General features: G+C 57.8%; 12 protein-coding genes. 8 read left to right on the top strand and 4 right to left on the bottom strand.

Translation table 11 applies throughout. From position 1 onward, the window contains the following. Window positions 1–214: 214 nt before the first annotated feature. The 3 genes from JRJ26_13730 (at window position 215) to JRJ26_13720 (ending at window position 4328) form a co-directional block, all read left to right on the top strand. The gene (locus tag JRJ26_13730; protein ID MBW2058548.1) at window positions 215–598 is read left to right on the top strand and encodes a VOC family protein; all 384 of its coding nucleotides are present in this window, start codon (window positions 215–217) and stop codon (window positions 596–598) included. Between the two features lie 93 nt (window positions 599–691). Continuing rightward, a complete protein-coding gene (locus JRJ26_13725) occupies window positions 692–1939 on the top strand; it encodes a Glu/Leu/Phe/Val dehydrogenase (GenBank protein MBW2058547.1) in 1248 nt (415 codons plus the stop codon). A gap of 112 nt (window positions 1940–2051) precedes the next feature. Then, window positions 2052–4328, top strand: a complete 2277-nt coding sequence (locus JRJ26_13720) for a PEP/pyruvate-binding domain-containing protein (GenBank protein MBW2058546.1) — start codon at window positions 2052–2054, stop codon at window positions 4326–4328. A gap of 75 nt (window positions 4329–4403) precedes the next feature. Here the strand turns inward: JRJ26_13720 and JRJ26_13715 are convergent, their stop codons facing one another. Continuing rightward, on the bottom strand, window positions 4404–4610 hold the full coding sequence (locus tag JRJ26_13715) for a glutaredoxin family protein (GenBank protein ID MBW2058545.1): 207 nt from the start codon (window positions 4608–4610) through the stop codon (window positions 4404–4406). Between the two features lie 406 nt (window positions 4611–5016). Here JRJ26_13715 and JRJ26_13710 point away from each other — a divergent pair, with 406 nt between their 5' ends. Beyond that, a complete protein-coding gene (locus JRJ26_13710) occupies window positions 5017–5688 on the top strand; it encodes a DUF434 domain-containing protein (protein ID MBW2058544.1) in 672 nt (223 codons plus the stop codon). Window positions 5689–5712: 24 nt separating this feature from the next. On the opposite strand, the gene JRJ26_13705 is transcribed toward JRJ26_13710, so the two are convergent. Beyond that, window positions 5713–6534, bottom strand: a complete 822-nt coding sequence (locus JRJ26_13705) for a J domain-containing protein (GenBank protein ID MBW2058543.1) — start codon at window positions 6532–6534, stop codon at window positions 5713–5715. Window positions 6535–6739: 205 nt separating this feature from the next. On the opposite strand from JRJ26_13705, the gene JRJ26_13700 reads away from it, so the two are divergent. The 4 genes from JRJ26_13700 (at window position 6740) to JRJ26_13685 (ending at window position 12736) form a co-directional block, all read left to right on the top strand. Next, window positions 6740–7159 carry a cobalamin-dependent protein gene (locus JRJ26_13700; GenBank protein ID MBW2058542.1) on the top strand — a complete coding sequence of 140 codons (420 nt, stop codon included), beginning with the start codon at window positions 6740–6742 and terminating at the stop codon, window positions 7157–7159. A 13-nt stretch (window positions 7160–7172) separates the two neighbouring features. Next, a complete protein-coding gene (locus tag JRJ26_13695) occupies window positions 7173–8807 on the top strand; it encodes a methylmalonyl-CoA mutase (GenBank protein ID MBW2058541.1) in 1635 nt (544 codons plus the stop codon). Window positions 8808–8882: 75 nt separating this feature from the next. Next, a complete protein-coding gene (locus tag JRJ26_13690; protein MBW2058540.1) occupies window positions 8883–10988 on the top strand; it encodes a hydantoinase/oxoprolinase family protein in 2106 nt (701 codons plus the stop codon). Further along, entirely contained in the window at window positions 10985–12736 is a 1752-nt protein-coding gene (locus JRJ26_13685; protein ID MBW2058539.1) for a hydantoinase B/oxoprolinase family protein, read from the top strand. The genes JRJ26_13690 and JRJ26_13685 overlap by 4 nt, the downstream gene beginning before the upstream one ends. A 56-nt stretch (window positions 12737–12792) precedes the next feature. Here JRJ26_13685 and JRJ26_13680 read toward each other — a convergent pair whose 3' ends face one another. Further along, entirely contained in the window at window positions 12793–13758 is a 966-nt protein-coding gene (locus tag JRJ26_13680) for a hypothetical protein (protein ID MBW2058538.1), read from the bottom strand. 372 nt (window positions 13759–14130) lie between these two features. Next, window positions 14131–15468, bottom strand: coding sequence for an ABC transporter substrate-binding protein (locus tag JRJ26_13675; protein MBW2058537.1), 1338 nt, complete (start codon window positions 15466–15468; stop codon window positions 14131–14133). Window positions 15469–15770: the final 302 nt, after the last annotated feature.

Here is a 15770-nt window from a genome sequence, read left to right as displayed (position 1 = left end):
AACCTCTGAACGTGGTACCTTCTTCATGGGGTTGGGCCTCCTTTGTTTGTCTTTGTTGCCTGCCAGAGCTTATCGCATCCTGGCTAAGGCTCAACCCCTAAAACCACTTTTACACCAAGTTTAGGACATCACCTCCACTTCTTCATATCAGCTTCCCCTTGCCTCCCAATAACTTACCTCACTAGGCTTTGTAGTGAATCACGGAGGGAAAATCATGAAGCTCCAACACGTCGCACTGGTCTCTCGATCCGAGGAGAGCGCCCAGCGGTTCTACGGCGATCTTCTCGGTCTTGAAAGGACCCGTTCTTTCCACGTTTCGGCCGACCTCTCCAAGGGTCTCTTCGATTCCGAACTCCATTTTGAGGCCTTGACCTATCTGAAGGGAGAGATGCACTTCGAGATCTTTCTCATCGGAGAGGGCCAATGGACACCTCCAAGGTTTCACCACATAGGGCTCGAGGTTGAAGACCTGGAGGGATTCCTGAAAAGGTGCAGGGAGAAGGATGTGCAGGTCATGGAGGTCCCAAAGGGGAACAAGACGGTGACGATGATCAAGGATTTCGATGGAAACCTCTTCGAGATAAGGCAGAAGGCCTGACAGGAGGATGCCTTGCAGTTCGGCCCTTGGGCAGGATCGATGGGCATCTAATCGAAGCTTGACGACCAAAACCCGTAGTGAAAGGAGGAACATATGGTAGAGTTCAACCCTTTTAAGATCGCTCAGCAGCAGCTCGACGGAGCGGCTGAAAGGTTGGGCCTCGATCCGGCCACCCACGAGCTCCTGCGGTGGCCCCAGCGGGAACTCCACGTCACCCTTCCCGTGGAGATGGATGACGGGACGGTTCGGATTTTCCATGGCTATCGTGTCCAATACAACAGCGCAAGAGGACCCACCAAGGGGGGGCTTCGCTGGCATCCCCAGGAGACCATCGATACGGTCCGGGCCCTTGCCGCCTGGATGACCTGGAAGACGGCGGTGGTCGATATCCCCCTCGGCGGGGGAAAGGGCGGGGTCACCTGTAACCCAAAAGAGATGTCCGACCGGGAAAAGCAGCGCCTGGCAAGAGCCTATATCAGGGCCGTGGCGGGTATGCTCTCGGTGACAAAGGACGTGCCCGCCCCGGATGTCTATACCACCCCTCAGATCATGGCATGGATGATGGACGAGTATGAGACGCTGGTCGGCGAGCATCATCCAGGTGTCATCACAGGCAAACCCATTCCGGTCGGAGGATCCGAGGGCCGGGGAGATGCCACGGCCCGGGGCGGGATCTACGTGACCAGGGAAGCGGCAAAGGTCCTCGAGATCGATCTGAAGGACAAGGCCATGGCTGTTCAGGGCTTCGGCAATGCGGGGCAGTATGCCGCCCTTCTCGGCCATGAGATGCTCGGCTTGAGGCTCGTTGCCGCCTCGGATTCCAAGGGGGGGATTTACAACGACAAGGGGCTGAACCCAAGGGAGGTGGTGGAGTACAAGTTGAACAACGGCACCCTCCAGGGATTCCCCGGAGCAGACGCGATCAGCAACGAAGAGCTTCTTGAACTGGAGGTGACCGTCTTGTTCCCCGCGGCCCTGGAGAACGTGATTACCCCGGATAATGCGGACAGGATAAGATGCAGGCTCTCATGCGAACTGGCCAACGGGCCCACCACGCCGGAGGCCGATGAGATTCTCCATCAGAACAACGTCTTTGTTCTCCCTGATTTCCTCGCCAATGCCGGAGGGGTGACGGTCTCCTATTTCGAACAGGTCCAAAACACATACAACTTCTACTGGCCCCTGGAAGAAGTCCAAAGACGGTTGGATGAGAAGATGACAAAGGCCTTCCACGGGGTTTATGAGATGTACAGGCGCGAGAAGGTCAACATGCGGGAGGCCGCATATCTGGTATCTGTGGCCAGGGTGGCAGAGGCCTGCAGACTCCGGGGCTGGGTCTAGGATCGCGGCTGTCTTCACTTTTTGCTGATCCGACGGTAGAATAAATATGGGCAGGCAGTGGACTTGCTGCCTGCCGAGATCTTTCTGGGAGATCAATCCCGAACCGGAAGCCATGGATATCCTGAAGACTTATCGCCTCTTCAGAAAGATGAATCAGTACCCGGACCTGATGGGGGAGATGCACAGCACCTTCATGGAGGTGTTGGAAGATCGGGGGATTATTACTCGAGAGGAGCTGTATGAGCAGGCTCTCAAAGAACTGCAGGCGGACGGGGTTCAAGACACGGAAAACAACCGGCAGGAGTACGTGGAGGCCCTGATCGAGCATTACTTTGCCAACAATTTTAGTCCCCATGAGATCGAGAACTACATCAATCTGGCACGCAAGAGGGACAAGTGCCGCGCCCTGAGCCGGATAACAGGCCAGGGCAATGCGACGTCCAAGCAGATCTACGCCGCCCTTCGGGAATTCTGTGAAATCCCCGCAGGCGAGGTCTACATCTCCAAAGAGGAGGCAGAGGGAATACGGGTTTCTCTCATCAACCATTTTATCTCGAGCCAGCTCCCCTTTGTCAGTATCGCTAAGGAATACATAACCATCCGCGATGTGGACGCCCTTCTCAGGCGGACCCTCTGGAGTCGCCGCAGGCCGGGAAGCGTGGGCGGCAAGGCTGCCGGCATGATCCTGGCCCACAAGATCCTCCTGCCCACCCTGGAAAAGAAGGACCCGGAACTGCAGAACTATATCCGGGTCCCTGAGACCTGGTATCTGAACTCCGGTGTTTTTTCGGAATTCGTCGACCGAAACAACCTCTATCTCTTTCACACTTACAAATACAAGGACAGGGAGACCATCGAAAAGGAGTACCACCGGATCGAGGAGAAGTTCAAATACGCGGCCTTCGCACCGGAAGTGGTAGACGACTTCCGGGGAATTCTGGCAGAAATAGGGGAACATCCGATCATCATACGTTCTTCCAGCCTGCTGGAGGACAACTTCGGCCTGGCCTTCTCGGGAAAATACATGTCCGTTTTTCTGGCCAATCAGGGGAATCTCGAGACCAGGTTGAAGACCTTCATCGCAACGATCAAACGGGTCTTTGCAAGTACTTTCGGCCCTGACCCCATCCTCTACCGGCGGGACCACGGGCTGCTCGACTTTGATGAACGGATGGCCATGGTCGTCCAAAAAGTGGTGGGCCGCCCCTTTGGAGACTACTTCTTTCCCTTTGCAGCGGGTGTCATGTTCTCCCGCAACCTATATACCTGGAATCCAAGAATAAAGAAGGAGGAGGGGCTGGTCAGGCTCGTCCTCGGTCTCGGTACCCGGGCGGTCGACCGTGTAGGGGCGGACTATCCCCGGATGATCCCCCTGGGCCACCCTCGCCTCCGCCCGGAGGTAACGGCCGGACAGATCAAGAAATACTCCCAGAAAAAGGTGGATGTCATCAATCTGAAAAAGGGCGGGCTCGATACGATCGACTTCAGGACTCTCGCTTCTGCGATCGATCATCCGGATCTCTTCTATGCCGTATCGATTCAGAAAGACGGGCACCTCGCACCCCCCATGTTCAAGACCCAGGACCTCAGGAAAGAGGAACTCTGCGTCACTTTCGAGAATCTCTTGGCTAAGACGCCTTTTGTTCCCCTGGCGAGAAAGGTGCTGTCCCGGGTCGAGGCCGCCTACGGCCGGCCGATCGACATGGAGTTCGCCTGGGACGAGGACAAGCTTTACATACTGCAGTGCCGGCCCCTTTCGACCCGGAAGGAGATCGAAAGAGTCACCATACCGAGAGATATCCCCCGAGAGCGGATCGTCTTCACCACCCAGGGAGGATTGGCCAACAGCATCGTCCGCAACCTCGAATACATAGTATACGTCGACCCAAAGGCCTACGACGCCCTGGGAACCTTCGACGCGAAGATCGGTGTTGCAAGGGTCGTCAACATGCTGAACAAGAAACTCGCCGAGAAACGCTTCGCCCTGATGGGTCCTGGCCGCTGGGGCAGCAACGACATCAACCTGGGTGTCCACGTGACCTATGCCGACATAAACAAGACCAGACTCCTGGTGGAGATCGCTTTTGCCCGGGAAGGGTACACTCCGGAGGTCTCCTATGGCACCCATTTCTTCCAGGATCTGGTGGAGGCGGACATCGTCATTATTCCACTTTTCCCCGACAGTCCCGGCACCCTTTTCAACGAGGAATTTCTGGTCCACAGCGACAACGTGCTGAAGAGCGTCGCTCCTGAGATCGAGGACTATGAGAGGGTCGTGCGGGTGATCCATGTCCCCTCTGTCCGGACCGACCAGTTTCTCCATGTCTATCTCGACGGAGAGAAGCAGAAGGGCGTCGGTTTCCTGGGACCGATGGAGAAAACAGCCTGACCTCCCCATTCTCCGGGAAACCCACTCCTGCGGGTCATATCCTCTGCCGAGAGGCCTGCTCCCTCCGGCTCTCTTTCAGATCTCGGTCTTCTGAGTGATGCACGAAAGTATCTGATCAAGACGGGCCTGATCGAATCCGACCATGACCTCGCCGCAGGCTGCAATGACGGGGACCGCCCTGGCCCCGGAGATCCTAACCATCTCCTGGAGGGCTTCTGGATCCATGGTCACATCGTGATCCACAAAAGGGATCCCCTTGCGCGAAAGATACTCTTTCGCCATCTTGCAGTATGGTCACGTGGGGCTGCTGTATACCTTGACCTCTGGTTCCACTTTGCTTCCTCCTTGTGATGGTCGGTCCACACCGAAAAGAGCCGGTCCCGCTCTCCCAGCGGACTTTCCGACTCCCTGGCCGGCCCCACGGCCTCGGGCAGCAGGGGCTCACCCCTTGGGGTGAAGCTCTCCCCGGCAAGGCTGGCCCCCGGGGTCAAGCCGATGTTCGCTCCACCGGCGTTTTTCGGTAAGGACGAGTTACGGGCTCTCGTTGAACTCTAGCATCTTGGGTCCTGAAAGGTCAATGACCCCCGTGCCTCGAGAGGTTCCTTGCCTTGCCCGTGAAGGTCCTGTCCATGGACGGAGTTTCGGGATCTTCCGTTTTTGTGTTATAGTACCGGACCGGAGAATACCAGTGCAAAGGCGTCTCTCCATCGATCTGGCATCCCTCAGAAAAGGGGCGGAGGATCTCCGGTATCTTCTCGGACGGGGCTATCCCCGGAAGAACAGCCTCGATCTCGTCGGCAACCGTTACGGCCTGGAAAGGAAAGCACGAGAACTGCTCCACCGTGGGGTCTTTTCTCAGGCCGACGCAGGACGGCGGAGGGAGAGAAGGATTCCCATGGAAGGGGTCAGAGGTTCTGTCCTCGCAGCGGACGGCCACAATGTGCTGATCACCATCGAGGCAGCCCTGCGCCGGGAACCCCTGGTAATGGCGGATGACTCTTTCATTCGAGACGTCTCAGGGATCTCATCTTCCTACAAGATGGGAGAGGTAACGATCGAGGCCGTCGATCTCCTGATAGAAGTGCTGGTGGAGTTCCCGCCCGAGAGGATCGTGTTTCTCTTTGATTCTCCCATCAGCAAGAGCGGGCTCCTGGCACTCCATGTCGCCCGTCGTCTCAGGGCGGCTAACCTGGCCGGAGAATCGAGGGCTGTGAAGGTCCCTGAAAGGATTCTCATGGGCCATCCAGGAGTCGTCGCGACCAGCGACTCGGCGATCATCGATCGGGTCGACCGAGTGGTCGATCTGGCAGGCCACGTCATCGAGACCCGCATTCCGCAGGCCTGGCTGATCACACTCTGAGCCGTCTGGACGCGGCAACCCTCCTCAACGCCCCACTTCGATCAGGAGATAGAGGTCTCCAGGTGGACCGCCAGCAGGATTCGGCATCCCCTTGCCCCTTACCCTGAGTCTGCTGCCGGACCTCGTACCAGGGGGGATCTTCACGTCCAACTTCTCAGGGCTCTTCCCCCTCTTGTAGGCGATCCTGATCTTCGACCCTGAGGAGGCCTCCTCCCTGGTCAGCCTCAGATGGTACGTCATGTCGAGACCGTTTGATCTGCCAATGGATTTTGGAGCGTGCCCCAGGAGAAGGGTCTCGATCTTCTGCCCGAACCGGGCCAGGATTCCCTCGTTCAAGGTGCGGACCTTCGACTTGTGAAGAGCAGGCCGCCTGCTCTCCCGGCCAAATACCGGGGCCCCGCCGGAGTCCCGAGAAAAGAAAGGACTTCCGAAAATCGGCCCACCAAAGAAGATTCCTCCGAAGAATATCCCCCTTCCTCCGAAGAAAACCCGGTTCATGAATCTCTCGTCGAACCGGACACCGTATTTCTCGAATTCCCTGCTCAGTTCACGAAAGAGGTCCTGGGCCTGGGGGTTTCTGAACATGTCGCGGAACACTTCCTCCTGGCGATACCGATACCTGCCGGCAAAGGGGCTCTGTTGGGAATCGTAGAGCCTCCTCTTTTCTCGATCCATGAGCACCCCGTATGCCTCGCTGATCTCCTTGAATCTCTCCTCCGCCCGAGGGTCTCCCGCATTCCGGTCAGGATGGTACCGGAGGGCCAGCCTCCTGTAGGCCTGTTTGATCTCCTCCTCGGTGGCCTCCTTGTCAACCTCAAGAATCCTGTAGTAGTCTTTCCCGGTCATGGCAGAGCGATCCTCTTTTTTCTTTACATGATACCAACACTCACCGGACCATGCAACGAGCCAGGGGAAGACTCCCTTGACAGGACTGAGGCATTACAGTAGTTTCCATCTGCAGGGGGAGCCGTTCCCTGAACTTACAATCGCCCTGTTCTTTGCCGGGCAACAGGGAGACGGCCTCCAAGAGGAAAAGAGAGGGGGGCTTGCCGTGGCAGGGAAAAGGATCCGAATTCTGGTGGCAAAGCCCGGGCTGGACGGCCATGACAGAGGAGCAAAAGTGATGGCCTTCGCCCTGAGGGACGCCGGAATGGAGGTGATTTACAGCGGCCTTCATCAGAGGATCGACCAGATCATAAACACGGCCATCCAGGAGGATGTGGACGTCATCGGCCTCAGCATCATGTCCGGCGCCCATCTCCCGATCTGCCAGAAACTTATGGAGAGAGTCAGAGAGAACAAGATGGACGACGTGCTGGTGGTGGTTGGCGGGGTGATTCCAAAGGGTGACATCCCAAGGCTGAAGGAGCTGGGTATCGACGGGGCCTTTCCAGGGGGAACCCCCTTTGAAGAATCCATAAGGTGGATCGAGGAACACGTGAGAAAACGGAAGGGGCAGAGGCCCGGTTGAGTCGGAGGGCGTCATGGGTGTTGCAAGATACGTAAAGAACGAGAAGGATCAAATCGAGGACGTCATCCTCCAGTCCGGCATCCACGTCAAACCGGTCTACACACCCGACGATCTCCGGGCCGTGGGATTCGACTATGACAGGGATGCCCCGGATCCCGGCCGGTACCCCTTCACCCGGGGGATCCATCCCCTTGGCTACCGCTCCCGGGCCTGGACCACCAGGCAGTATTCCGGGTTTGGAACCCCCGAGGAAACCAACGAGCGGTTCAAGTTCCTCATCTCCCATGGTCAGACGGGTCTCAACGTGGCCTTCGACCTCCCCACACAGATGGGCCTCGATTCGGACGATCCCTCAGCCGAGGGAGAAGTCGGGCGGGTCGGCATGGCAGTTGACACCCTTCGGGATTTCGAAACCGCCTTCCGGGATATCCCTCTCAACAGAATCGGCACCGGGCTGACCATCAACGCCGTTGCCTCTGTCATGCTGGCCATGTACCAGGCCGTGGCTGAAAAATACGGATTTTCCAGGAATGAGATCAGCGCAACCCCCCAGAACGACATCCTGAAGGAGATGATCGGAAGGGGAGCCTGGATATTCCCTGTGGAACCGGCCGTTCGTCTGATCGGGGACACCATAGAGTATTCCATAAAGGAGATGCCAAGGACCAACCCGGTCAGCGTGTGCGGCTACCACATAAGGGAATCCGGAGCGACTCCCGTTCAGGAGATCGCCTATGCCATCCAGATCGCCAACGCCTACATCGATGAGGTTCTCCGGCGTGGGCATGAGGTGGATGACTTTGTGGGACGGTTTTCATTCAACATAAACATATTCGGCAATCTCTGGGAACAGGTAGCCAAGTTCCGGGCGGCCCGCAAACTCTGGGCAAAGAACCTCCGGGAACGTTACGGGGCGGGTAAGAAGAACCAGAAGGTGCTCTTCTTTCGCGGTCTTTTCGGTGGGGGAGGCTATGGACTGACCAAGGCCCAGCCTGAAAACAACATCATCCGCGGCGCCTATTACGCCTTGGCTGCTGCCCTGGGAGGGGCCCAGACCACGGCACTCTGCTCCTTTGACGAGGCCTATACAATCCCGACCCCCCGGGCTGCCCTGCTCTCTCTGAGAACACTCCAGCTTCTTATGGACGAGATCGGCCTCCGGGATACGGTGGACCCCCTGGCAGGATCCTACTTCGTCGAGACCCTGACAAAGCAGATGGAGGAGAAGATCCTGGAAGAAATGAAGCGGATCGACGACCTGGGCGGCATGGTCCGGGCTGTCTCCTCCGGTTATGTCCAGAGGGAGGTGGCCCGCCAGGCCTACGAGTTCGAACGTGGGGTGCAGTCAGGGGAGCTACTCAAGGTAGGGGTCAACATCCACACCGAAGGGGAGGAACAGGAGGTCCAGCTCCACGAGTACAGCTGGGAATCCGCTGAAAGGCAGATCCGGAGTCTCAAGGAGGTCAAAAGGAGCCGTGACAACAGTGCCGTGGCCAGAGGCCTGAAGGGACTGGAAAAAGCGGCCAGGGAGAAGAGGAACGTCATGCCCCATCTGCTCGAATGCTGCAAGGCCTATGCAACCGTGGGCGAAATGGCAGGGGTCTTCAGAGAGGTCTTCGGGGAATTCAAAGAACCGACCATCTTCTAAGCGGAGGATCGGGCCTCGGGGAGGAGACCAGCGCGGCACGGTGCCCGAGAAAAACGAACCAGCAGGAGCCTCGATATGAGCTACAAGGTTGGAATCGACGTGGGCGGGACATTCACCGATTTTCTCCTTACCCATGAAGACGGCAGTTCAGAGATCTATAAGGTTCTGTCCACCCCGGAGGACCCCTCTGTCGGACTGATGAACGGTCTCAGGGAGATGGCAGAAAGCAAGGGGGTCACCCTCGAGGAATTCATAAAGGAAGTGGATACCATTGTCCACGGAACAACGGTGACGACCAACGCGGTCCTCACATACAGGGGGGCCAAGACCGGACTTCTCACGACCAAGGGGGTACGGGATGCCCTCGAGATGAGAAGGGGGATCCGGGAAGAGCAGTACAACAACCACTACGAAAACGTGAAGCCCCTTGTGCCCAGATACCTGAGAATGCCCGTGCAGGAGCGGCTGGACTACAGGGGAGACGAGCTCCTTCCACTGGAGGAGTCCCATGTGGAGGCTGCCCTGGATCGGTTCGAGAAGGAGGGTGTCGAGGCCGTTGCAATCTGTTTCATGAACTCCTTTGCCAACCCGGAACACGAGAGGAAGGCAGCGGAAATGGTTGCCCGCAGAATGCCCCATGCCTATCTGACCGTGTCGAGCACCCTTCTGCCCTCCATCCGATTCTACGACCGGGTGAGCACAACCGTCCTGAACGCCTATGTGGGCCCCATCCTGAGAAGGTATCTCACGAGTCTCATCGAGAAGCTCGAGGACGTGGCCTTCCAGGGCATTCTTCTCATCATGCAGTCCAACGGCGGCGTGGTCTCACCCGAGAATGCCATGGAGACTGCAGCTGTAACGCTGCTGTCCGGGCCGGCGGGGGGACCCGTTGCAGGGATCTCCTATACATCCGTTCAAGGCTACAAGGACTGCATCACCGTCGACATGGGTGGTACCAGCTTCGATGCCGCCCTGATCAAGGATCGCACTCCGGTGGTGACCACAGAGGGAGAGATAAACCGGCTCCGCCTTGCCCTGCCCATGCTCAACATAGTCACCATCGGCGCCGGGGGCGGCAGCATCGGTTGGATCGATGAGGGGGGCCTGCTGCGCATGGGTCCTCACAGTGCCGGGGCCAAACCCGGGCCGGCCTGTTATGATCTCGGGGGAGAGCTTCCCACCTGCACGGACGCCGACCTTGTGCTGGGCTATCTCGATCCGGATTACTTCGCCGGCGGCAGGATCCGCCTCAACAGGAAGAAGGCGGAGAGGGCCATTGAAGAACACGTCGCCCGAAAGCTGAAAATGGACGTTCTCGAGGCCGCTGCAGGGATGTACGACGTGATCAATGTCAATATGGCATCAGGTGTCAGGGAGGTCTCGGTGAAACGCGGCCATGATCCCAGGGATTTCCCCATGGTGATCGCCGGGGGGGCGGGCCCGAACCATGCATGCATGATCGCTCGGGAACTGGAGATCCCCGTCATGATAATCCCCAAGGAATCCTCTATCTTCTGTGCGGCAGGCATGCTCATGTCAGACCTGAGGCACAATTTCGTCCGAACCTATGTCACCACCCTGGAAGGCATGGATGTGGAGAAGTTCGTCGCTCTTTTCCTGGAGATGGAGAGGGAAGGGGGCGGCCTCATGGAGTCGGAACACATCCCCCCTGACAGGGTCGAGTATGTCTACTCCCTGGACATGCGGTACATAAAACAGTACCACGAGGTAAACGTAGCCGTCACCAGGGAGGAGATCCTGAACAGGGACATCCCCTCCATGGCCGCGAGATTCCACCCTGAACACGACCGGCTCTTTGGTTACTCCCTGGAAGAAGAGGGGACTCCCATCGAGCTGATCAATATGCGCTTGGCCTGCATCGGAAGAACGGAAAAACCCAGGCTCGTCGAGGAAGAGTACCGCGGCCCCGATCCTTCCGGGGCTCTCAAAGGGAGGAGATCGGTCTATCTGCCCCTGAGAAAGGAATTTCAGGAGATCGACGTCTTTGACGGGCACAGGCTCCACTTCGGGAACAGAGTTGAGGGACCTGCCCTGATAGAACAGGTCAACACCACGACCTTTGTCACTCCCGAGTACAGCGTCATCTGCGACCGCTTCGGCAGCTATACCATGTACCTCAAACAGAGGGAAGCCGAGTATGTGGGGAGGGTAGTACGATGAAAGAGGCCAAGATCGACAGGATCCTCGTTTCCGTCTTCCAGCGGCGTTTCAAATCGATTACCGAGGAGATGAGCATCGCCCTCACCCGGACTACGCGCTCTCCCATCCTCTGTGAGGCAAAGGACTTTGTAACCGGCCTCTACGATGCCCGGGGGAGGATGCTCGAGCAGACGGAGAACCTCCCCATTCTGGCCTTCTCCCTCGGACCGGTCTGCCAGTACATCGTCGATTACTTTGGGAACGAGATCTACCCGGGTGACGTGATTTTTCACAACGACGTCTTTTCCATGGGGAATCAGAACAACGACGTGGCTGTCTACAAGCCCATCTTCTACAAAGACCGCCTCGTGGCCTGGGCGGCCTGCAAGGGTCACCAGGCCGACATCGGTGGAGCGGTCCAGGGCGGCTATAATCCACAGGCCACAGAGGTGTTTCAGGAAACACTCAGAATCCCGCCCGTGAAGGTCTATGAGAGGGGGAAGCTTCGAAAGGACGTCTGGAGACTCATATTTGCCAACATCCGCCTCAAGATCGTCGAGGAGGACATGAAGGCGGAGATGGGGAGTTGTGTTGTGGGAGAACGCCGGATGCTCGAACTCGTGGAGCGCTACGGCCTGGATGTCTACGAAGCACACAAGGAGTTTCTCTTCGATTCCACGGAGAAGATGATGCGTTCCGAGATCCGAAGCATTCCCAACGGCTTGTACTCCGGGGAGGCCTCCGGATACTTCGACGGGAGGACTCCGGGCTCAAAGTACACGATCCGTGTTAAGATCACGGTCGAGGACGAGAAGATCATCTTCGACTACACCGGCACAGACCCCCAGACCTCGGGTTTTGTGAACGGAACCTATACATCGAGCGCCTCAGCCACCCTTCTCACCTTTCTCCAGATGGTCAACCCGGATATACCTCACAACGATGGAATGGTGCGTCCCCTGGAGATCATCATTCCAGAAGGCACAATTCTGAATGCGGCCTATCCCGCGGCAACCACCTATGGAAACCATCTCTGCCCCATCAATGCCAATGCGATCATGCGGGCTCTCGGTCCCGCCATTCCGGACAGGGTCACGGCTGAATGGAATGCCCTGCTGTGCAGTCTGATCACCGGTCGAGACCCTCGCAAGAACACTCCCTATGTGGACATCGGGTTTATGGGGCTCAAGGGGGGCTCAGGGGGCATCAAGGGAACAGACGGCTACGACCACATCGGAATGATAGACGCTTCAGGAGGGGTCTTGGACCAGGATTACGAGATGTTTGAGCAGCAGACCCCTCATCTCCTCCACCAGCACGAGTACTGGAGAGATTCGGCAGGGGCGGGCCAGTGGAGAGGGGGGCTCGGGGTTGTGACGGTCTTCAGAATCGGGGGAGAGGAGACAAAGGTCATAACCTTCGGCGAGGGAGACGTGGAGGCTCCCAGGGGAGCCCGCGGCGGGAAACCGGGTACTCTCAATCGCATCGAACTGCGTTACCCAGATGGTACGGTCTACCATTGCACCACCAAGGATCTGGTGGAGAACGTCCCGGAAGGGACGATCTACTACCAGGAAGCCGGTGGAGGCGGGGGCTATGGTCCCCCTTACGAGCGCCCGGTCGAAAAGGTGCAGGAAGAGGTACGGAACGACATCATCTCGCCGGAAAAGGCGAGGGAGGACTACGGCGTAGTCATCGATCCAGAGACCTTCGAGGTGGATATGGAGGCTACCCGAAAGATCCGCCGAGACTCCCGGCCACCGGGCTAGGCCCGGGTTCTCGAAAAAATGCCGATCCTCCAGGGTCGCATGAAGAGAGGTTTTCTTCAGTACTCGGTCAGTTCCTTGAGCCTTGGGGCAAGGTCTGGAAGCCTGTCTTCCAGGGCCTTCCATTCGACCCTGTAAGCCGTATCGACATAGGCCCTCGCATCGGAAGGCGAGAAGTGGATCCGGTCGATTCCGGCTTTCTCCAATTCTCCCCACTCCATCTTTTCGGCGCTGTCGAAATAACCTACCATGTAAGGTTCGAACCAGGCAGTCAGGTTCTGTATCCTCTCCTGTAAGGCCAGGGGAAAGCCGTTCCACGTATCGAGATTCATCAGGATCGTGCAGCTCTGATTGTACAAGGGATGGTCGATCGCGTACCTGCAGGTCTCGATCCAACCGGATCGCCTCACACCGAGAACAGGGGAAACAAGGCCTTCGAGACTCCCCCCCTCCTGAGCCCCGGAGCTCCCAGTAGGGGAGACCTTGACCGGGACCGCACCGAGGGCCTTCAGGAACCTGTCGTAACCGGGCCCTGTCCCGAGCCTTCGACCCTTCAATTCTCTCCGGCCCGTTACCGGCTTCTTGAGCCAGAGATAGATGGATCCATGGAGCCATCGCCCCAGGTACATCACCTTGATCTCCCTGTGGCGTTCCACCATGAAATCGTAGAATCCCCCCGGCCTTCTTTCCTCCCACGGGGCGAGCCTGGAAAGGCTGAAGGCGGCCCCTTCGGGGAAGATCGATTCGTACCGGCCGGTAGAGCTGAAGGCTACCTGAAACGCGCCCTTTCTCAGGGCCTCCACCTCGTCGAAGGCGGAGACCCCTTGCGGTCCCTCCCCGTACTGAATCCGCAGTTCCCCCCGGCAGTACTCGTTTATACGTTTGACCCATTCCACGGTCATGGCTGCCATGGGATCCTTCTTGGAAAGAAAACAGACCGCCTTTAGCTCCTTTTCCCCGGCGAGGGCCGGACCGAGAGAAAGAACGAACAAAAGCGCAAGGACCCAGATAACCCCTTTCTTCATTCCACGCCTCCTGTTGTCGAGTCTTCCCGGGTTCAAGGAGCGGCCGGGCGATCACCCGATCCCCTTGAGGGGAGACTCCCCCGGCCGCCCGGCGGCCGTGGGATCTACCGCCCAGTTAGCATAAAACCGGTTGCAAGTCAAGGTGAGAGGACCTGAGGAGTTCCCGCATCTCTCGGAGAACATGTCCTAAAGTGTCTTGATTTCCAACCATATTTCTTGATTCTCAGGTGGAAACCTCTTGCCCCCTGGCTCCTGGGCTCACGCGGTGACCCTATCGAGTTCCGCGGGTGGGCAGTTCCTGTCCCTTCCCGCTCAGAGGGCGGGGGATACCTGCGGACCCCCGTCCATTGGCCGCAGGTATCCTCCATCGGTCTAGACCCACGGAGGGGCCTTGAACTGGGCAGTGGCGAGTTTCACGGGCCAGATGATCTTGTGCTTTCCACCGAACATCTGCACCAGGGGGAAGAAGAACCCCTTCATATATTCACCGGTCCTCACGTCGTTCCTGGAGAGCTGATGGAGAGTCCCCTCCTGCGAGAAATCCTTCCAGAAGTCGTTGTAGGTGGCGAAATCGAAGAACTGCCAGACCCCCTTGTACTTTACCTTCTCCCTGATGTGGTTGCAGAGCTTCTCGAATTTGAGAGTCCCCACTTCATTGAGGATCTTGATCGCCATCCGGGTGTAGTCATAGGGCTGGCCCGAAGGAGCGATCGCCGCTTCCACGCCGTACTTCTCCTTGAACCGCTTGAGCCACAGCTTCTGCTCCGGGCTGATGGCATAGGGGGAATCCATGGCCAGAGTGTAGTCTGAAGCCGCCCCGGTGTTCTGATACCACTCTGCCGTCCAGGTGAGCCCGTGTGCGATGACGATCGCCTTCAGGCCCATCGCCCGGATCTGCTTGATCAGGTTGTACATGGGCACCCCGCCGGTCTGGGTCAGGGCGAGGATCGAGACGTTGGCGGCCTTGTACTTGGTGAGCAGAGGCGTGAATTCCGTCTCATCGATGGCGTTCACGTCATAGGGCATCACGTCGAATCCCGCGGTCCTCAGACTTACCGCGAGGGCCTCTCCCCAGCCCCGACCGTAGTCGGTGTCCTCGACGATGACCCCGGCCTTTCTGTTTCTCGGCTTCCAGAGCCCCTTTTCGATGAAATACTTGAGGGGAGGCCCGTAGAGTCCTGCATAGATCGGGGGAGACGGCCACCCTTTGAACCACCCTCTATACTTGTAGGGGTTGTCGTTTATCTTGAAGTTGATGTACTGGGATTCGCCCCCGTGGCCGAGATGAACGATCTTGAGGGGAGCCTCTGCATCCATGCAGGCCATGGCCACGGAAGAGTGCCATCCCGTCACCATCATCTTGACACCCCTGTTGATCGCCTGAGTGACGGCCTTGACCGCCTTTTCCGGACTCGACTGACTGTCCACCCAGACGGGCTCGATGTCACGGACCTTGCCGTCGACCCGAACCGGAATCTCCCCGGCTGCCCGGGCATCTTCGAGGGCCATCTCCACCCCCTTTCTGTGCATGTCGCCGGTCCGGCTGGCCGGTCCCGTGAATGGAGCCATGAACCCGATCTTGAGCTTCTTTGCCGCCTCCGCCTCCCTGGGCAGGCCGACAGACAGGGCGCCCCCCGCGGCGGCGGCCACACTTACGGATTTGATGAAGTCACGCCGTGTCAATCCCCTTTCTTTTCCCTCTCCTGACATGATAGACCTCCTTCCCCTTTCTCGGTTGTTGAATGTTCGCAGACTCACCTCCTTTCCGGGAGAATCCACCTGGAGAAAACAAACCACGGTCCGGGCTTTCCTCAGCCCTGGATCAGGCAGTCTTCCAAGTAGTTGGCTTTACGGTTTTGTTCTCCATTCAAAGATAGAAAGACCGGAAAGTCCAACCTGGAGACGTCTTGATATATCAGTATTTTTCTTTTAATATAATAGCTCGAGGGTGTCAACCGTTTTTTGATTGGGATACAGGGATAGAGAGTCCACCGTGGCGGTCTCGGACCGCC

Source organism: Deltaproteobacteria bacterium (assembly GCA_019308905.1).
In the GTDB taxonomy this organism is placed as follows: Bacteria; Desulfobacterota; BSN033; order WVXP01; family WVXP01; genus JAFDHF01.
Note: the sequence above shows the minus strand (reverse complement) of the source record. Positions and strands in the feature narration are given on the sequence as shown.